Source organism: Bradyrhizobium forestalis (assembly GCF_002795245.1).
GTDB lineage: Bacteria > Pseudomonadota > Alphaproteobacteria > Rhizobiales > Xanthobacteraceae > Bradyrhizobium > Bradyrhizobium forestalis.
Genome location: NZ_PGVG01000002.1, coordinates 112,137 through 130,152 on the forward strand (window position 1 = coordinate 112,137; position 18,016 = coordinate 130,152).

Here is an 18,016-nt window from a genome sequence, read left to right on the forward strand (position 1 = left end):
GCCGGAATGACCAGCGCAGAGACCTCGGCCGCACACTTTGACACGGCCCCAGCGGAAGAGCCCCGGCGTTGGTCGGTGCGGCGCTGGCTGGCACCCTTTGCCGTGGCGCTGGCACTGCTGTCGGCCTTCCTGACCTTCCTGGTCCTGACCGGTCTCACCAGGATCGAGCCGACGCCCGAAGTCGTCCGTACATTCTACCTGATCAATGCGGCCACGATCCTGCTGCTGGTCGGGATCATCATCCGCGAACTCTGGCAGCTGATCCTGGCGCGGCGGCGGGGCAGGGCGGCGGCGCGTCTCCATGTCCAGATCGTCAGCCTGTTCTCGATCGTGGCGGTGCTGCCGGCGGTTCTGGTCGCCGTCGTCGCCAACGTCACCATCGAGCGCGGCCTCGACCGGCTCTTCTCCGGCCCGACCAAGGAGGTGATCCAGAACTCGCTGACGATCGCGCGAGCCTATATGCAGGACCACGCGCAGCTGATCCGTGGCGACATTATCGGCATGGCCAACGACATCGCCCATGCCCGGCCGCTCTACGACCAGGACCGCCGCTCGTTCCGCGAGATGCTCACCGCCAGTGCCAGCTCCCGCAATCTGCCGGGCGCGATGATCATCGACAAGAACACCAACATCCTGGAGTCGGCCGACACCGGCATGCGGCTCGCCTATTCGCCGCCGGCGCCGGACTTTCTCAGCAATGTCAACGAGAACGAGCCCGAGATCGCGGTGCTCCCCGATGCGAGCTTCGTCGCTGCGGTGATCCGCCTGCGCGCCTTCAACGACACCTTCCTCTATGTCGCCCGTCCGCTCGACCCGAACGTCGTCAACCAGCTCAAGCAGACCGAAGTCAGCGTCGCCGAATACGCCCAGATCGAGTCACGCCGGCTCGGCATCCAGGTCGCCTTCGCGCTGATGTTCGCGGTGATCGCGCTGACCATCTTGATGGCCTCGGTGCTGATCGGCCTCAACTTCGCCAATTCGCTGGTCTCGCCGATCCGGCGGCTGATGAACGCGGCACACACGGTCTCGACCGGCGACCTTCACGTGAAGGTGCCGGTGCACCAGTCGGAAGGCGACCTCGCGCAGCTTGGCGAGACCTTCAACAAGATGACGCAGGAATTGCGCAGCCAGCGCGACGAGCTCGTCAACGCCAGCGATCTCATCGACAGCCGCCGCCGCTTCATCGAAGCCGTGCTGTCCTCGGCGAGCGCCGGCATCATCGGCGTCGATGCGTCCGGCAGCGTCGGCATCCTGAACCGCTCCGCCGAGAAGCTGATCGGGCACTCCGAAGCGGAGACGCTCGGCCATCCGCTCTCCGACGTGCTGCCCGAGCTCGACGAGATGATGAAGGCGGCGCGGGAAGGCACCCAGCGCCTGGTGCAGGGCCAGATCACGATCACCCGCGACGGCGCCGAGCGCAATCTGTCCGTCCGCGTCAGTGCCGAGAAGAACCAGCCGCACGACAGCTACATCATCACGCTCGACGATATCACCGAGCTGGTCTCGGCCCAGCGCACCTCGGCCTGGGGCGACGTCGCGCGCCGCATCGCCCACGAGATCAAGAACCCGCTGACGCCGATCCAGCTCTCCGCCGAGCGCATCCGCCGCAAGTTCGGCAAGGACATCACCGAGGCCAAGGACAAGCAGATCTTCGACCAGTGCACCGACACCATCGTGCGCCAGGTCGACGATATCAGGCGCATGGTCGACGAGTTCTCGCGCTTTGCGCGGATGCCCAAGCCCGTGATGGAAGGCGAGGACGTCGCCGACACGGTGCGGCAGGCCGTATTCCTGATGAAGGTCGCCCATCCCGAGATCGACATCGAGGCCGAGTTCAAGCAGGATCCGCTGCGCGCCCAGTTCGACCGCCGGCTGATCTCGCAGGCGGTCACCAACATCGTCAAGAACGCCACCGAGGCGATCGAGCAGGTCCCGCCCGAGGAGCTCGGCAAAGGCCGCATCGACGTCGTGGTGTCGCGCGAGGGCGACGACGTGCTGATCGACGTCATCGACAACGGCATCGGCCTGCCCAAGGTCGCGCGCTCGCGCCTGCTCGAGCCGTACGTCACCACGCGCGCCAAGGGCACCGGGCTGGGCCTGGCCATCGTCGGCCGCGTGCTGGAAGACCATGGCGGGCGGATCGAGCTGAAGGACGCCTCCGACTTCCGTGAAGGCCAGCGCGGCGCCTGGATGCGGATGCGCTTTGCCGTCTCAGGGCAGCCCGCGAAGTCCGCGACAGCCGAGCAAACGCTTACGGAATCCGTCAAGAACCAGGAAACAAAAGAGCCGGCCGCCGGAACCAAAGAGCCGGCTGAAAAGACCAATGATTCAACCAAAATCGAAGCCTCAACAGGCAGCTGACAAGACAGGCGCGATCCATGGCAAGTGAAATTCTGATTGTCGATGATGAGGCCGATATTCGGGATCTCGTTGCGGGCATTCTCGAGGACGAGGGCTTCGTGACGCGGACCGCACGCGACAGCGATACGGCACTCGCCGAGATTGCCAATCGTCGGCCGCATCTGGTGTTCCTCGACATCTGGCTGCAGGGCTCCAAGCTCGACGGCTTGCAGCTCCTGGAGCAGGTCAAGAAGGACAATGCCGATCTGCCCGTCGTGATGATCTCCGGCCACGGCAACATCGAGACCGCGGTCGCCGCGATCAAGCGCGGCGCCTACGACTTCATCGAGAAGCCGTTCAAGGCCGACCGCCTCATCCTGGTCGCGACCCGAGCGCTGGAGAACTCGCGGCTCAAGCGCGAGGTCAAGGAGCTGAAGCAGCTCGCGCCGAGCGCCAGCCAGCTCGTCGGCCGCTCGCCCAGCATGAACCAGCTGCGCCAGACCATCGAGCGCGCGGCCAAGGCCAACAGCCGCATTCTGATCGTCGGCCCCGCCGGCGCCGGCAAGGAGCTGACCGCGCGCACGCTGCATGCCGCCTCGGGCCGGGCCGACGGTCCCTTCGTGGTGATCAATGCCGCCGCGATCACGCCCGAGCGCATGGAGCACGAGCTGTTCGGCGTCGAGCAGTCCAATGGCGAGCAGCCGCGCAAGGCCGGCGCGCTCGAGGAAGCCCATGGCGGCACGCTGTTCATCGACGAGATCGCGGACATGCCACGCGAGACCCAGAACAAGATCCTGCGCGTGCTGGTGGAGCAGTCGTTCCAGCGCGTCGGCGGCACGGCCAAGGTGCAGGTCGATGTACGCATCATCTCATCCACCGCGCGCAATCTCGAAGAGGAGATCGCGGCCGGCCATTTCCGCGAGGACCTCTACCACCGGCTCTCGGTGGTGCCGATCCGCGTGCCCGCGCTGTCGGAGCGGCGCGAGGACATTCCGGAATTGATCGACTATTTCATGGAGCAGATCTCGGCCGGCAGCGGCCTGCCCAAGCGCCAGATCGGGCAGGACGCGATGGCGGTGCTGCAATCGCATGTCTGGCCCGGCAACGTGCGCCAGCTCCGCAATAACGTTGAAAGAGTCATGATTCTGGCGGCCGGCGGGCCAGAGGTGATCATCACCGCCGACATGTTGCCGCAGGACGTCGGCTCGATGGTGCCGGCGATGCCGACCAGCAACAATGGCGAGCACATCATGGGCCTGCCGCTGCGCGAAGCGCGCGAGGTGTTCGAGCGCGACTATTTGATTGCACAGATCAGCCGTTTCTCAGGAAATATTTCTCGAACGGCCGAGTTCGTTGGCATGGAACGTTCGGCTCTGCATCGGAAGCTAAAGGCGCTCGGCGTCGGCTAAGGCCGACGTCGCAGTCGCCCTCGGCAATAGGCGAGGAAAATCATCGATTTCCGTAGTTTTTCGGGGCAATAGGGCGTCGGCTGCCGCGTGAAGCGGCTTGCCTAATATCCCGACCTGTCCTCTAATCGAACCGCTGTTCCTTCCGAGGGGGATCTCATGAGGAACGGCAACCGGAGGAGGCCCCGAACTCGACAAAGAGGGCCGCATCCGGCGCAATAAAAAGAAACTCAAAGCGAGAAAAAAACAATGGCGGCAGACCGCGCACAAAACCTACAGGACACCTTCCTTAATCACGTTCGCAAAACCAAGACGCCACTGACGATCTTTCTGGTCAACGGAGTGAAGCTCCAGGGCATCGTGACCTGGTTCGACAATTTCTGTTTGCTGCTTCGGCGCGACGGTCACTCGCAGCTTGTCTACAAGCATGCGATCTCGACCATCATGCCGGGCGCTCCGATTCAGCTGTTCGAAGGCGGCGAGGACCAGCCGGCTTGAGAGTGATCTGATTGGAACCCCGGAATTTCGACGGGGATGCCGACCGTCCGCGGTCGGCAGGGGCTACGCAGACGGGGCGGGGGCTTGTCATCGGCCCCTATTTGCGATTGCGCACGGGCAGTGCCGACGCGCAATCGGAAGGCTATGTCCTGCGTGACGTTGAGGCCCGGCTCGACGAGGCCGCGGGCCTCGCGCGTGCGATCGATCTCGTGATTGCCGACGCCATCGTCGCTCCGGTCAGCCAGATCCGGCCCGCGACCTATATCGGCAAGGGCAAGGTCGAGGAGATCGCCGGGCTGATCAAGAGCCTGGAGGTTGAGCTCGTGGTGATGGATTGCGCGCTGGCGCCGATCCAGCAGCGCAATCTCGAGAAGGAATGGCAAGCCAAGGTGCTCGACCGCACCGGGCTCATTCTGGAAATCTTCGGCCGGCGCGCCAAGACCAGGGAGGGTGCGCTCCAGGTCGAGCTTGCGCATCTCAACTACCAGCGCTCGCGCCTGGTGCGCTCCTGGACCCATCTCGAACGCCAGCGCGGCGGTTTCGGCTTCATGGGCGGTCCCGGCGAGACGCAGATCGAAGCGGACCGCCGCCTGATTCAGGAGCGCATCTCCAAGCTCGAGAGCGAATTGAAGAAGGTGCAGGCGACGCGGCGTCTACATCGCGCCGGCCGCCAGCGCGTGCCGTATCGCGTCGTCGCGCTGGTCGGCTACACCAATGCCGGCAAGTCGACGCTGTTCAATCGCCTGACCCGCGCCGACGTGCAGGCGGCCGACATGCTGTTCGCGACGCTCGATCCCACTTTGCGCGCACTCAACCTGCCGCATGGCGGCAAGGCGATGCTGTCCGACACCGTCGGCTTCATCTCCAATCTGCCGACGCAACTCGTCGCCGCGTTCCGCGCTACGCTGGAGGAGGTGCTGGAGGCCGACGTCATCCTGCATGTGCGCGATATCTCGCACGAAGACGCCGAGGCGCAGCAGAGCGACGTCGACGCGGTGCTGCGCCAGCTCGGCATCAACCCCGACGATTCCGGCCGCATCATCGAAGTCTGGAACAAGATCGACCGTTTCGACCCCGAGCAACGCGAAGAGCTGCTCAATATCGCCGCGCGCAGGCCGGAGGATCATCCGGCGATGCTGGTGTCCGCCGCATCAGGCGAGGGAATCGATGCTCTGCTCGCCGCGATCGAGCAGCGCCTGGCCGCCAAGCGCACCACGCTCGATCTCTCCATCGACGCCGCCGACGGCGCCGGCATCTCCTGGCTGCACCGCAATGCCGAGGTGCTGGCCAAGGAGCTGCACGACGGCCGCTTCGACATGACGGTGCGGGTGGACGAGACCAAGCGGGATATCGTGATGTCCAGGTTCGATGCGGTGCCGCGTCTGTCGGCTTAGGCAGCAGAGATCCGGCAAAACGGAGTGATGATGTCCGCAGGCGTGATCCGCACCATCTTGCAGGACTTCCATGGTCAGATTGAGCACGGATCGGGGGCAACAACGGAAGAGATTGCCGATTGCGAGCGCCAGCTCGGCGTTCGTTTTGCCGGAAGCTTTGCCGATTACCTGCAATCGTATGGCTGGCTAAGCGTTGGTACGAACGAGATTTACGGCCTCGGCGCAGAGATTGGGTTGTGGCGCCGGCTCAAAGAAATGACGCTGAGCGAGCGAACGGAGATGTACCCTCCGCTGCCGTCATACCTCGTTGCCTTTTACAATGACGGTTTTGGCAACCAGCACTGTCTCGATACCCGCTACGTTGTTGATGGCGAGCAGCGCATCGTTTTCTGGAACCACGAGGCAGGTCCGGATCAAACCCCGAAATTCATCGCCGGCTCATTCGCAGACTGGCTCCGCCAGCTAATTGCGGCGGAGTAGGAGAGCGGGTAGCAGATCAGGGGTTCACTCGGCCAGGTCGAGGCTCATGAACTGGTTGTGCGGGCTCGCCTGGTAGTCCGCGAACGGCTCGCAGGATACGAAGCCGACGCTGCGGTAAAGCGCAACGGCGGGAACGTGCAGCGGCGCCGTGCCGGTCTCGAGGCTGAGACGCGAATAGCCTCGCTTGCGGGCTTCGGCAATGATGTGGAGCAGGATAACGCGACCGACCCCGGTCCCACGCGCGGCCGGCGCGGCGCGCATCGACTTTACTTCGCCCAGTGCCTCATCCAGCTGCTTCAGGGCACCGAAGCCAGCCAGCACGTCGCCGTGCCAAACCGTCCAGAACGTCACAGACGGAGCGGAAAGACCGCTCGCATCCAGCGCCTGCGCGTGCTCACCCATGACGCTGCGGAGCTCCTCCAGATGATGTGCAAGCAGATCGGCGACGTGCGGCGCCTTGGGATCGTCCTGTCTGATTTCCACTTCGTGCCCTCGTCACTGAATGTATCTCTTAGAAAGCATCGTAGCCCGCATCGCACTTTCCACATAAACCGCTGTCGTCCCGGACCAGCGCAGCGAAGCGCATAGCCACAGGACACCGTTTGGCGAAGACCTGTGGTTGCCAGCTCGCGCCACACTTCTCCCTGGGGCTATGGGTCCCGGATCTGCGCGCGCTTGAGGCGCGCTTGTCCGGGATGACGGCGGAATTAGCGGCGGGCTTCCTTGCGTCCTTCTGACACCGGCGTCTCATCACCCTTCGCCGCATTCCACAGCGCGTCCATCTCCGCAAGTGACGCCTGCCCAAGCGTCCGCCCCTGCGCCTCCAGCGCGCGCTCGATGAACGCAAAGCGCCGCTCGAATTTTGCGTTAGTCGCACGCAGGGCGGCTTCCGGATCGGCATCGACATGGCGGGCGAGGTTGACGAGGGCGAACATCAGGTCGCCGGTCTCTTCCGCAATCTCCTGCTTGTCGTTGCGATCGAGTGCCGCCTCGATCTCGTCGGCCTCCTCGCGGATCTTTTGCAGCACCGCGCGTGGGTCGTTCCAGTCGAAGCCGACGGTGGAGGCCTTGCGCTGCAGCTCCATGGCGCGCGTCAAAGCGGGCTGGCCGGCCTTCACGCCCGACAGCAGCGATTTGTGCGCCGGCAAATCTTCCGGCGGCCGGCGCGCGGCGCGCTCGGCCTTCTCCTCGGCCTTGATACGATCCCAGACCTCCTTGACGTGGGAGGAGGCGAGGTTGCCGTCCTTGTCGGCGAAGACGTGGGGATGGCGGCGGATCATTTTTCGCGTGATGGCCTCGACCACGCCACCAAAGTCAAACGCGTTCTGCTCCGACGCCATCTGGGCGTGGAACACGACCTGGAGCAGCAGGTCGCCGAGTTCCTCGCGCAGATCATCGAGATCGCCACGGGTGATGGCATCGACCACCTCGTAGGCTTCCTCGATCGTGTAGGGCGCGATGGTCGCAAAATTCTGCTCGAGGTCCCAGGGGCAGCCGGTCACCGGCGTGCGCAGCGCCGCCATGATCTCGATCAGGCGGGAAATGTCGCGGGAAGGGGTCATTGCGGGGCAGTCTCCTAGGGTCAAAAGCCTTATGCCAAAAGCTGGCCGCCGTTCCCAGCGGGGCGCTGCGGAACAGACCGATTTCCACCAATTGGCGGGCAGGTCGCGCAGTGCTAAAGCGCGGGCCATGAGTGACGCATTTTCCCCCGAAACCGCGCTGGTGCTGTTCTCCGGCGGCCAGGATTCCACCACCTGCCTCGCCTGGGCGCTGAGCCGCTTCGCGCGGGTGGAGACGCTGGGGTTCGACTACGGCCAGCGCCATGCCATCGAGCTCGCCTGCCGCGACCGCCTGCTCGACGGCATCAAGGGGCTGCGCGCGGATTGGGCCGCGAAACTCGGCGAGAGCCACACGCTGTCGATCCCGACGCTCGCGGCCGTGTCCGAGACCGCGCTGACGCGCGATGTCGCGATCGCGATGGGCGCGGATGGGCTGCCCAACACCTTCGTGCCCGGCCGCAACCTCGTGTTCCTGACCTTCGCCGCGGCGCTGGCCTATCGGCGCGGCATCACCCACATCGTCGGCGGCATGTGCGAGACCGACTATTCCGGCTATCCCGATTGCCGCGATGAGACCATCCGCGCCATGCAGACGGCGCTTTCGCTCGGCATGGCGAGGCCCTTCGAGCTGCATACGCCGCTGATGTGGATCGACAAGGCCGCGACCTGGCGACTGGCGCATGATCTCGGCGGCGAGGGGCTGGTCGATCTCATCCGCGAGCAGTCGCACACCTGCTATCTCGGCGAACGCGGCGCGCAGCATGATTGGGGTTATGGCTGCGGCGAGTGCCCGGCGTGCAGCCTGCGGGCGAAGGGGTGGCGGGAGTATGTGGCGGGAAGGTAGTGCTACAAGTTCGATGTCATCGCCCGCGCAGGCGGGCGATCCAGTATCCCAGAGACCGTGCTTGAGCCGAGAGGCCGCGGCGGACTGGATTCCCCGCCTTCGCGGGGAATGACAGCGGTGGGCTTGGCACTAGCGCGCCAATTACCGAGCTAGCCAAAATCCTCTTCCCGCAGCTCGATCGGCTTGCCGTGCGGCGTCCTGTCCGCCGCGTGGTCCCAGGCGTCGCGGTAGCGGTGCAGGGTCTCCATCGAGGCGACGCCTTTCCGCGCGACGAGGCCTTCCAGCGTGGCGAGCCAGTGCAGGTAATAGGTCTCGCCGGTGTCTGGGTCGCCGGCGGCCTGCGCGCGCTTGATCTCGTCGGCGAGCGCTGCGGCCCATTCGGGCCAGGTGAACACGCCGTGCTCGTGCAGGGTCAAGGCCATCGCGAAGGCATGCGCCTCCCAGGGTGCGCGGAACACCGGGCCGTCGTCATCGCGCGGAATGCTCGGGATCGCCGCCGTCGCCGCGGCGGCAAGCGCGCTGCTCATCACGCCGGCTCCAGGTAGGGCTCGAACGCGTCGATCGACACCTTCAGCGTGGGATCACCATCCTCGCCCCAGAGATCGCGGCCTTCGAACACCACGGTGTAGAGCCATTGCGGATTCTCGCCGCGCTCCATCGCCGCCGAATCCGGAAACACGTGGCAGCCATGGTTCAGCTCGACCACGCCGACATGGCCGCGCACGTAACGTGGCAGCCTTGTGTGCGTCGCCGGATGCATGTTCTTGGCGCGCACCCGATCGCCGATGTTGAACTTCGCCGGAGCCGGGGCAGGGCGGTCAAACTTGCCGCGCACCATCACACGCTCGACATTGGCGAGGTCGAACTTGCCGCGCTTGAGCGCCTTTGCCGGCTGCATCGCATGGCCGGCGGCGACTTCCTCCCGAGTGAGGTAGCCCTTGTCGATCAGCATCTCCTCCAGGCCGAGAAACCATTTCTTGTAATAGGAGCTCGCCAGATACACGTGCGGCGGCAAGGTCTCGCGATAGAAGCGCGAGGTGTCGATGTTGAAAGCGCCGGCCGCGCCCATCGCGCGCACCATGGCGAGGACACGCGCTTCCCAATCGGCGTGAAACATCGGCTCGTTCGGCTCGGGCTCGACCTTGCCGAACCCGTCCATGCCGCCCATGTCGTGCACGCCGTTCATGACGGCGCTCCCGGCGTCTTGGGGAATCCGGTCCCGATCATGGAATCGCGGGTGACGAGCTCGGCGAGCTGCTCCTCGCTCCAGCCCTCGGTGCCCGCGGGACGCATCGGCAGCACCAGGAAGCGCGTCTCGGCGGTGGAGTCCCAGACACGGATCTCCATGTCCTTCGGCAGGCTGACGTCGAAATCGGCGAGCACGCCGCGCGGATCCTTCACCGCGCGCGAGCGATAAGGCGCGGCCTTGTACCAGACCGGCGGCAGCCCCAGCATTTCCCAGGGGTAGCAGGAGCACAGCGTGCACACGACCATGTTGTGTCGCTGCGGCGTGTTCTCGACCACGACGAGATGATCGCCGACGCGGCTAACATGGCCGAGCTTACTGATCGCCTTGCTGCCGTCCTCCAGCAGCGCCTTCTTGAACGCCGGATCGGTCCAGGCCTTGGCGACGACGCGCGCGCCGTTGTGCGGGCCGATCTTGGTCTCGTAGGCCTGGATGATGGCGTCGAGCGCGGCCGGCTCGACATAGCCTTTTTCGGTCAGGATCGTCTCGAGCGCGCGCACGCGCAGCTCGGTCTCGGACAGCTCGGAATGGTCGTGATCGTGGTGATGGTCGTGATCGTGGCTCATGGCGGCAAACATAGGCGCAACGGTCGGTTTCTGTCGAGCGTTCGTTGCAGTGCAATCCGGCCACGTGTTCGTGACGGCGTTTGTACGCTAGCATCTGTACCGGTGGCCTGACGAAATCGTCTTCAAGACGGCAATGAACTGGCCATTGATCGCCTCACGGACAATCCGTATACGCCGATCAGGGACAAAACTGGCTGTGCCCACGGGCCGCACATGCGACGACAATTCGAGGGGGAGGGCCCATGGCCGCTGGTTCGCAGGCGCCTGAAGCAAGAGGGTTTCGCTGGAAGCTGGTCGCGCCGCTTGTGGTGTGGCTGGCCATCTATCTGTGGCCGGTGCCATCAGGGCTCAACGTCAATCAGTGGCACTATTTCGCCGTATTCGCGGCCGTCATCACCGGGCTCATCCTGGAATCGATGCCGGTCGGCGCGGTCGGCTTTATCGGCCTGACGGTCGCCGGCGTCGCCGGCTATATCGACGCGGATCCCGGAAAGTCGCTGCGCTGGATGCTGGCGGGCTTTGCCGAGAGCACGGTGTGGCTGATCGTCGGCGCCTTCGTGTTCTCGATCGGCTATCGCAAGAGCCAACTCGGCCGGCGCATCGCACTGGTGCTGGTGCAGCGGCTCGGCCGCAACACGCTCGGCCTCGGCTATGCGGTGGCGATGTCGGATTTCCTGCTCGCGCCAGCGACGCCCTCGAACACCGCACGCAGCGGCGGCATCGTCTATCCCATCATCAGCAACATCCCGCGCATCTATGGCTCCGAGCCGGGGCCGACCGCCGGCAGGATCGGCACCTACGTGATGTGGACCGCGTTCGCCGCGACTGCGGTCACGAGCTCACTGTTCTTCACCGCGCTCGCGCCCAATGCGGCGGCGCTGGCGATCGCCAAGAAGACCGTCGGGGTCGAGGTCAGCTGGGGCCAGTGGTTCCTAGGCTTTGCGCCGCTCGGCATCCTCCTGATGGTTCTCGTTCCGCTGCTCAGTTACCTGGTTTGCCGTCCCGAGGTGAAGCGCAGCCCGGAGATCTCCGAATGGGCGGCGAAGGAGCTGACGGCCATGGGGCCGATGTCGCGCAACGAGTGGATCATGCTCGGCCTGATCGTGCTCGCAATGTTCCTGTGGATCGCGGGGTCCAGCCCCGACATCCACGTGCCCGTGCTCGGCTCGAACTTCGTCAACGCCACCACGGTCGTCTTCATCGTGATCTCCTTGATGCTGGTCACCGGCGTGATCGAATTCGCCGACATCGTCAGCGAGAAGAGCGCCTGGGAGGTGTTCTTCTATTTCACCTCGCTCTTGACGCTGGCCTCGGGCCTCAACGAGATCGGCTTCATCAAATGGTTCGCGACCGAGTACGCCAAGCCGCTCGCGGGGCTGTCGCCGTCGACCGCGATGCTGCTGCTGGTCGCGCTGTTCTTCTGGATCCACTATTTCTTCTCGAGCATCACCTCGCATGCCGCCGCGGTGCTGCCGGTGGTGCTCGCGGTCGGCTCGGGCATTGCCGACCTGCCGGTCACGACGCTTGCCATGCTCTGCATGTATTCGCTCGGCCTAATGGGCGTGATCTCGCCCTACGCCACCGGACCTGCGCCGATGTATTTCGGCAGCGGCTATATCGGGAAGGGGCAGTTCTGGGCCTTTGGGCTGATCTTCGGGCTGCTCTATTTCGCGGGGCTCCTGCTGATCGTGCTGCCCTGGTTGAAGGTCTCCTGAGCCAGGCTGGAGGCTGATACCCGACGAAGGAATATTCTTCTCCGGGAACGGATCGGGAAATCTTCGTCCAACTCCTGCCAAATATCTGAAATTGCAAGAAAGACGGGAAAAGGCGATGGTGCGTGCTGCGGTGCAGCGCGTTCGTTCCGGATCCTCACCGCTGTCTCTCTCCCCGTCGCTCGATGCGACCTGGTTCCCATGTGCCCCCCGGGGCGCGGGAACGCGAACTATTGTGCATGAAGGCCGCCTCCATGAATGCCCATCAATCGCTCGCCATCGGACAGCCGATCGCCAAGCTGGAAGCGATTTCACCCGCCGCGGCTGAGGCGGATGCCATGGTGCGTTTCGAGCGCCTCTCAAAGACCTATCCGGCCTATCGCGGCAAGCCCGGCGTCAACGCGCTGCAAAGCATCGACTTCGCGATTCCGCGCGGTTCCATCACCGGTGTGATCGGCCGCTCCGGCGCCGGCAAGTCGAGCCTGGTGCGACTGATCAATGGGCTGGAGAAGCCGACCACGGGCCGCGTGATGGTCGACAACAAAGACATCTCGGCACTGACTGGCCGCGAGCTTCGGCTGGCGCAGCGCTCGATCGGCATGATCTTCCAGCACTTCAACCTGCTGTCGTCGCGCACCGCGGCCGACAACATCGCGCTGCCGCTCGAGATCGCCGGCTGGACCAAGGCGGACATCAAGGCGCGTGTCGCCGAGCTGCTGGCGCTGGTCGGTATCGCCGACAAGCACGATCGCTATCCGTCAGAGCTCTCCGGCGGCCAGAAGCAGCGGGTCGGCATCGCGCGGGCGCTGGCGACGCGGCCGAGCGTGCTGCTGTCGGACGAGGCGACCTCGGCGCTCGATCCGCAAACCACGCGCGCGATCCTCGATCTGCTCGCCAACATCAACCGCGAGCTCGGGGTGACCATCGTGCTGATCACCCACGAAATGTCCGTGGTGCGCCAGCTCGCCAAGGAAGTCGTGGTGTTGGATGCCGGCCATGTCGTGGAGAGCGGTCATGTCGCCGACATCTTCACCCACCCGAAGCATCCGATCACGCAGTCCTTCCTGGCCGAGGTGATCGGCGACAGCTTGCCGGTCTCGCTTGCGAGCCGGATCGTTTCAGAGCCGTCCGCGGGCGGACAGGCCGTGATCCGCGTCCAGGTGCGTGGGGCAGGGGCCGGCGACACGGTGGTGGCCCGGCTCGCCCGCGAGCTTGGCCTCGACGTCGCGTTGCTGTCGGCCCGCATCGACGAGATCGGCGGCCGGCATGTGGGTTCGCTCGTTCTCGGTGTACCCGGCAGCGAGGACATGCAGGCGCGGGTTCTCGCCTGGCTCTCTCAATATCAATTCTCGGCGGAGCGCATCGGCTATGTCGCCTGAACTCATCAACCTGATCATCCAGGCCACCTTTGAGAGCCTGTACATGGTCGGCATCGCGGCGCTGCTCGGCACCGCCTTCGGCCTGCCGCTCGGCGTCTTCCTTGCCACCAGCCGGAAGGGGGAGCTGTTCGCGGCGCCGCTCGTCAATCGCGTGCTCGGCATCATCGTCAATGCGACGCGGTCGACGCCCTTCATCATCCTGGTCGTCGCCATCATCCCGTTCACGCGCCTCATTGCCGGCACCTCGATCGGATCGACCGCTGCGATCGTGCCGCTGACCATCGCCTCGACGCCGTTCATCGCGCGCTTGGTCGAAGCTGCGATCCGCGAGGTGGATGGCGGTCTGATCGAGACAGCGTCGTCGTTCGGGGCCTCGCCGATGCAGATCGTGCTGAAGGTGCTGATCCCCGAGGCGCTGCCGGGTCTGCTGCTGGCGCTGACGCTCGCTGTCGTCAGTCTGCTCGGCTACTCCGCGATGGTCGGCGCGGTCGGCGGCGGGGGCTTAGGCGATCTCGGCATCCGCTACGGCTACCAGCGCTTCATGCCGGAGATGATGCTGGCCGTCGTGGTCGTGCTGATCGCGCTGGTCCAGCTCGTCCAGAGCGCCGGCGATTATCTGGCGCGCCGGGTCAATCGCCGGCTGCGGCATCGCTGACCCGTTTCCAGATGTTGCCGACAGGCAGTTGTGTTTTTGCCTGTCTGGAAACATTCCAAACTCCGAAGCACGCCTGAGCGCATTCGCCGCACGCGCTGCGCACACGTCTGGAGAGATTCTAACGTCGTTCCTATCGCACTCGGAAACCGCCTGAGTTAGGGCGGGGCATCAAAAACGATACCGGCGAAGCCGGCAGTGCGTGGGGCCTCGAAAGACGTGACCGACTTCCAATTTTCTTCGCGTGGCGACACGCGTCGTCGACAGATTCAGGTGTTTTTCCTCGGGGCGGTCAGCACATTCTCCCTCGTCGTTCCCTTCGGTTCCGTGGAGGCGCAGACGCAAATTCCTGAAGTCACCGTGGAAGCGCCGGCGCAGCGCGCCCGTCCGGCGGCGATTGCTTCGTCGCGAAGGGCGGCAGCGACACGCACCGCCCGCGCCAATCGTCGCGCCCCGGCGCAGCAGGCCACGCCGAATCAGTCGGCATCATCGAATGGCACCACGGGCGAACGCGCCAATGGTCCGGTGCGCGGTTTCGTCGCGACGCGGAGCGGCACCGCCACCAAGACCGATACGCCGCTGATCGAAACGCCGCAGTCGGTATCCGTCATCACCACCGATCAGATCAGGAACCAGGGCGCGGTCTCGATCGGCGAGGCCCTGCGCTACACCGCCGGGGTCAGCGGCGACGTCAATGGCGGCTCGGACACCCGCTTCGGCGGCCTCCAGATCCGCGGCTTCGACATGACCATGCCGGGCCTTTACGTCGACGGCTTGCGGATTCCCTCCAGCAACTACGTGCACTTCAATGGCCTCGATCCCTATGGTGCCGAGCGCATCGAGGTACTCAAGGGCCCGTCCTCTGCCATGTATGGCGGCAGCGGCACCGGCGGCATCCTCAACTACGTGACCAAGCTGCCGACCGCGCAGCAGTTCGGCGAGGTGTCGATCTCCGGTGGCAGCTTCAACCGCTATCAGGGCCAGTTCGACATGGGCGGCCCTGCCAACAAGGAAGGCACCGTGCTGTGGCGCCTGACCGGCGTCGTGCGCGACGGCGAGACCCAGGTCGACTTCAGCAAGGACAATCGCGTCTTCATCGCGCCCGCCGTCACCTTCAAGCCGAACGAGGACACCACAATCACCTTGCTCGCCAACTACCAGAAGGACCGGGCAGGGTGGGGCCTCCAGTTCCTGCCGGCCTCGGGTACGGTGTGGCCGAACAACGGCCGCACCATCCCGGTCTCGTTCTTCGCGGGCGTGCCGAGCTTCGACGCGTTCAATACCGAGATCGCGACCGCCGGCTACCAGCTCTCGCACGATTTCACCGACTACCTCACGTTCCGCCAGAACCTGCGCTATGCCTACCAGCACAACGAGGAAAAGGTGTTTTACGGCGGCGGTTATACCGACGAAGCCGCGGGACAGCTCGCGCGCTATGGCAGCTACAGCAACTCCTACATCAACTCCTTCGCGGTGGATAACCAGCTCCAGGGCAAGTTCAACACCGGCATTCTCAGCCACACCACGCTGGTTGGCATCGACTACCGCAACACCAGGTTTCGCGACACCGCCTTCGGCGTCACGACGTCGGCGCCCGAGATCAACGTCTTCAATCCGGTCTACAGCTACGACTGGACCATCGGCGGCATGAACGACAACACCGGCGTCAAGCAGTCGCAGGTGGGTCTCTATGCGCAGGATCAGATCAAGCTCGGCCGGCTCTCATTCCAGCTCGGCGGCCGCCAGGATTTCGTGACGACGCAGGTCGACAACGGCATCGCCAACACCACGGTCGCGAAGGACGCCTCGGCTTTCACCGGCCGCGCCGCCGTGATGTACAATTTCGACAATGGCGTCGCGCCCTATTTCAGCTACTCGGAATCGTTCCTGCCGGTGCTCGCGACCGGTTTTGGCGGACAGATGCTCAATCCCGAGACCGGCGTCCAGTACGAGGTCGGCGTCAAGTACCAGCCGCTCGGCTGGAACGCGCTGTTCACCTTCGCCGCGTTCGACCTGACGCGCGACAACGTCGTCACCTACGTGCCTGCGGCCACCTTTGCCGAACAGACCGGGCAGGTGAAGTCGCGCGGCATCGAGCTCGAAGGCACAATGTCGCTCGCCGACGGCTGGAACCTGCGCGCGGCCTATGCCTATGTCGACGCCATGGTCACGCAGGATCCGGTGAATGTCGGCAAGGCGCCGGTCACCGTGCCGCTCAACCGCGCCTCGCTGTGGAGCGACTATACGCTGCAGAACGGGCCGCTCGCCGGCCTGCAGTTCGGCGGCGGCATCCGCTATGTCGGCGCGACCTGGGGCGACGACGCCAACACCTTCAAGGTGGGCGCCTCGACCGTGCTGGATGCGCTCTTGGCCTACACCCATGACAATTGGCGGCTGTCGCTGAACGTGACCAACCTTGCCGACACGCGCTATGTCGCTGCCTGCTACAGCCTGGCGGGCTGTTTCTATGCCGAGGGGCGCAAGGCGATCGGCAAGCTGACCTATCGCTGGTGAGTTCGAACGGAAGACGGTCCGGCACTGGGGGGCCGGATCCGCTGGATGAGAGTGGAAGACGATGAGAGCGATATTCGGCAGGCTGCATCGCTGGGCGGGACTGCTCACGGCCGGATTCCTGTTCTTCTCCGGCATCACCGGCGCGATCATCTCCTGGGATCACGAGATCGACGACGTCCTGAACAGCCATCTGTTCGACGTCAGCAGCAAGGGGCCGGCGATTCCCTCGATCGAGCTCGCCAAGATGATCGAGCAGCGCGATCCCCGTGCGCGCGTCGTTTATCTCTTCATGACGCCGGAGCAGGGCCACTCGCTGTGGTTCTTCGTCATGCCGCGGATCGATCCCGCAACCGGCAAGCGTTACCCGCTCGACTACAATCAGGTCTTCCTCGATCCCAACACCGGTGCGGAGTTAGGCCGGCGCTATTGGGGCGCAGTGTGGCCCGTCACGCGCGAGAACTTCGTCTCGTTCCTTTACAAGCTGCACTACACGATGCACATCCCCGAATTCTGGGGTAGCGACCGCTGGGGCATGCGCGTGCTCGGCATCATCGCCATCATCTGGACCATCGATTGCTTCGTCGGCTTCTACCTGACGCTGCCCTCGCGCCGGCGCGCCAAAGCGGCGCGGGCGCCCGCCGTCACGCGCCAGCTCGAGCGTGGCTTCTGGGCGCGCTGGGCGCCGGCCTGGACCATCAAGACCTCGGGCAGCGCTTACCGGATCAATTTCGACATCCATCGCGCCTTCAGCCTCTGGACCTGGAGCGTGCTGTTCATCATCGCCTTCACGGCGTTCTCGCTGAACCTCTATTTCGAGGTGTTCTCACCGCTGATGAAGATGGTGTCGAATTACACGCCGACGCCTTATGAGCAGCGGCCGTATCGCGATCTCGACGATCCCATCGAGCCCAAGGTCACCTTCGCCGACATTGCCGCGCGCGCTGCCGCGGACGGCAAGGCGCGCGGGTGGTCCACCCCGGTCGGTTCGATCAATTACGGCCCGGCCCATGGCGTCTATGCCGCCGCCTTCTTCCACCCCGGCGACGACCACGGCGCCGGCGGCGTCGGCCCGGCTCAGCTCTATTACGACAGCGAGGACGGCCGCCCCATTGGCGAGCGGCTGCCCTGGGTCGGCACCGCCGCGGACATCTTCGTGCAGGCGCAGTTTCCGCTGCATTCGGGCCGCATCGTCGGATTGTTCGGACGGATCCTGATCTCGGTCATGGGGCTCGTGGTGGCCGCGCTCTCGGTCACCGGCGTCGTGATCTGGTGGCGCAAGCGCCGCGCCCGCGTCCGCGTGCGCGAGACCGCCGCGATGCGCCTGACCCGGCAGCAACTCACGCCGGCAGAGTAGGGCACCCGCATTCAAGGGATGAACCTTCGCCCCCGGCGCCGGCACAAAGACTGGAGATCGCTCCCAGTCTTC

The 18,016-nt window shown here is 64.9% G+C and carries 16 protein-coding genes; 11 read left to right on the forward strand and 5 right to left on the reverse strand.

Features of this window, described 5'->3' with window-relative positions:
• The first annotated feature begins 6 nt into the window (after positions 1-6).
• From CVM73_RS02825 to CVM73_RS02845, 5 genes are all read left to right on the forward strand, one after another.
• Positions 7-2,361 carry a sensor histidine kinase gene (locus CVM73_RS02825; protein WP_100230499.1) on the forward strand — a complete coding sequence of 785 codons (2,355 nt, stop codon included), beginning with the start codon at positions 7-9 and terminating at the stop codon, positions 2,359-2,361.
• A gap of 17 nt (positions 2,362-2,378) precedes the next feature.
• Entirely contained in the window at positions 2,379-3,749 is a 1,371-nt protein-coding gene (ntrX, locus tag CVM73_RS02830; RefSeq protein WP_100230500.1) for a nitrogen assimilation response regulator NtrX, read from the forward strand.
• A 246-nt stretch (positions 3,750-3,995) separates the two neighbouring features.
• Positions 3,996-4,244: an RNA chaperone Hfq gene (gene hfq / locus CVM73_RS02835; RefSeq protein ID WP_007591126.1), complete on the forward strand. Its 249-nt coding sequence runs from the start codon at positions 3,996-3,998 to the stop codon at positions 4,242-4,244.
• 11 nt (positions 4,245-4,255) lie between these two features.
• On the forward strand, positions 4,256-5,638 hold the full coding sequence (hflX, locus tag CVM73_RS02840; RefSeq protein ID WP_167406589.1) for a GTPase HflX: 1,383 nt from the start codon (positions 4,256-4,258) through the stop codon (positions 5,636-5,638).
• Positions 5,639-5,668: 30 nt separating this feature from the next.
• On the forward strand, positions 5,669-6,118 hold the full coding sequence (locus tag CVM73_RS02845; protein ID WP_158237533.1) for an SMI1/KNR4 family protein: 450 nt from the start codon (positions 5,669-5,671) through the stop codon (positions 6,116-6,118).
• A 24-nt stretch (positions 6,119-6,142) separates the two neighbouring features.
• On the opposite strand, the gene CVM73_RS02850 is transcribed toward CVM73_RS02845, so the two are convergent.
• Both CVM73_RS02850 and mazG read right to left on the reverse strand, forming a co-directional pair.
• The gene (locus CVM73_RS02850) at positions 6,143-6,601 is read right to left on the reverse strand and encodes a GNAT family N-acetyltransferase (protein WP_100230502.1); all 459 of its coding nucleotides are present in this window, start codon (positions 6,599-6,601) and stop codon (positions 6,143-6,145) included.
• 224 nt (positions 6,602-6,825) lie between these two features.
• Positions 6,826-7,680, reverse strand: coding sequence for a nucleoside triphosphate pyrophosphohydrolase (gene mazG / locus CVM73_RS02855; protein ID WP_100230503.1), 855 nt, complete (start codon positions 7,678-7,680; stop codon positions 6,826-6,828).
• 127 nt (positions 7,681-7,807) lie between these two features.
• On the opposite strand from mazG, the gene queC reads away from it, so the two are divergent.
• Positions 7,808-8,521, forward strand: a complete 714-nt coding sequence (gene queC, locus CVM73_RS02860) for a 7-cyano-7-deazaguanine synthase QueC (protein ID WP_100230504.1) — start codon at positions 7,808-7,810, stop codon at positions 8,519-8,521.
• 149 nt (positions 8,522-8,670) lie between these two features.
• On the opposite strand, the gene CVM73_RS02865 is transcribed toward queC, so the two are convergent.
• The 3 genes from CVM73_RS02865 to nthA are packed head-to-tail and all read right to left on the reverse strand — an operon-like array spanning position 8,671 to position 10,333.
• Positions 8,671-9,048 (reverse strand): nitrile hydratase accessory protein, encoded by a 378-nt coding sequence (locus tag CVM73_RS02865; protein WP_167406590.1) that lies wholly within the window; start codon positions 9,046-9,048, stop codon positions 8,671-8,673.
• On the reverse strand, positions 9,048-9,707 hold the full coding sequence (gene nthB, locus CVM73_RS02870; RefSeq protein ID WP_100230506.1) for a nitrile hydratase subunit beta: 660 nt from the start codon (positions 9,705-9,707) through the stop codon (positions 9,048-9,050). The genes CVM73_RS02865 and nthB overlap by 1 nt, the downstream gene beginning before the upstream one ends.
• The gene (gene nthA, locus CVM73_RS02875) at positions 9,704-10,333 is read right to left on the reverse strand and encodes a nitrile hydratase subunit alpha (protein ID WP_100230786.1); all 630 of its coding nucleotides are present in this window, start codon (positions 10,331-10,333) and stop codon (positions 9,704-9,706) included. The genes nthB and nthA overlap by 4 nt, the downstream gene beginning before the upstream one ends.
• A 242-nt stretch (positions 10,334-10,575) precedes the next feature.
• Between nthA and CVM73_RS02880 the strand changes: the two genes are divergently transcribed.
• From CVM73_RS02880 to fsrB, 5 genes are all read left to right on the forward strand, one after another.
• Entirely contained in the window at positions 10,576-12,048 is a 1,473-nt protein-coding gene (locus CVM73_RS02880; RefSeq protein WP_100230507.1) for a DASS family sodium-coupled anion symporter, read from the forward strand.
• Between the two features lie 236 nt (positions 12,049-12,284).
• Positions 12,285-13,424 (forward strand): methionine ABC transporter ATP-binding protein, encoded by a 1,140-nt coding sequence (locus CVM73_RS02885; protein ID WP_208639160.1) that lies wholly within the window; start codon positions 12,285-12,287, stop codon positions 13,422-13,424.
• Positions 13,414-14,079, forward strand: a complete 666-nt coding sequence (locus CVM73_RS02890) for a methionine ABC transporter permease (RefSeq protein ID WP_100230508.1) — start codon at positions 13,414-13,416, stop codon at positions 14,077-14,079. The genes CVM73_RS02885 and CVM73_RS02890 overlap by 11 nt, the downstream gene beginning before the upstream one ends.
• Before the next feature lie 522 nt (positions 14,080-14,601).
• Positions 14,602-16,590, forward strand: a complete 1,989-nt coding sequence (locus tag CVM73_RS02895) for a TonB-dependent siderophore receptor (protein ID WP_167406619.1) — start codon at positions 14,602-14,604, stop codon at positions 16,588-16,590.
• Between the two features lie 61 nt (positions 16,591-16,651).
• Positions 16,652-17,944 carry a siderophore utilization protein FsrB gene (gene fsrB / locus CVM73_RS02900; RefSeq protein WP_100230510.1) on the forward strand — a complete coding sequence of 431 codons (1,293 nt, stop codon included), beginning with the start codon at positions 16,652-16,654 and terminating at the stop codon, positions 17,942-17,944.
• Positions 17,945-18,016: the final 72 nt, after the last annotated feature.

What these genes read in the sequence shown, in the direction of transcription:
- CVM73_RS02825 (WP_100230499.1), top strand. Translation starts at nt 7, where the DNA reads ATGACCAGCGCAGAGACCTCGGCCGCACACTTTGACACGGCCCCAGCG.
- ntrX (WP_100230500.1), top strand. Translation starts at nt 2,379, where the DNA reads ATGGCAAGTGAAATTCTGATTGTCGATGATGAGGCCGATATTCGGGAT.
- hfq (WP_007591126.1), top strand. Translation starts at nt 3,996, where the DNA reads ATGGCGGCAGACCGCGCACAAAACCTACAGGACACCTTCCTTAATCAC.
- CVM73_RS02845 (WP_158237533.1), top strand. Translation starts at nt 5,669, where the DNA reads ATGTCCGCAGGCGTGATCCGCACCATCTTGCAGGACTTCCATGGTCAG.
- mazG (WP_100230503.1), bottom strand. Translation starts at nt 7,680, where the DNA reads ATGACCCCTTCCCGCGACATTTCCCGCCTGATCGAGATCATGGCGGCG.
- queC (WP_100230504.1), top strand. Translation starts at nt 7,808, where the DNA reads ATGAGTGACGCATTTTCCCCCGAAACCGCGCTGGTGCTGTTCTCCGGC.
- CVM73_RS02865 (WP_167406590.1), bottom strand. Translation starts at nt 9,048, where the DNA reads ATGAGCAGCGCGCTTGCCGCCGCGGCGACGGCGGCGATCCCGAGCATT.
- nthB (WP_100230506.1), bottom strand. Translation starts at nt 9,707, where the DNA reads ATGAACGGCGTGCACGACATGGGCGGCATGGACGGGTTCGGCAAGGTC.
- nthA (WP_100230786.1), bottom strand. Translation starts at nt 10,333, where the DNA reads ATGAGCCACGATCACGACCATCACCACGATCACGACCATTCCGAGCTG.
- CVM73_RS02880 (WP_100230507.1), top strand. Translation starts at nt 10,576, where the DNA reads ATGGCCGCTGGTTCGCAGGCGCCTGAAGCAAGAGGGTTTCGCTGGAAG.
- CVM73_RS02885 (WP_208639160.1), top strand. Translation starts at nt 12,285, where the DNA reads ATGAAGGCCGCCTCCATGAATGCCCATCAATCGCTCGCCATCGGACAG.
- CVM73_RS02890 (WP_100230508.1), top strand. Translation starts at nt 13,414, where the DNA reads ATGTCGCCTGAACTCATCAACCTGATCATCCAGGCCACCTTTGAGAGC.
- fsrB (WP_100230510.1), top strand. Translation starts at nt 16,652, where the DNA reads ATGAGAGCGATATTCGGCAGGCTGCATCGCTGGGCGGGACTGCTCACG.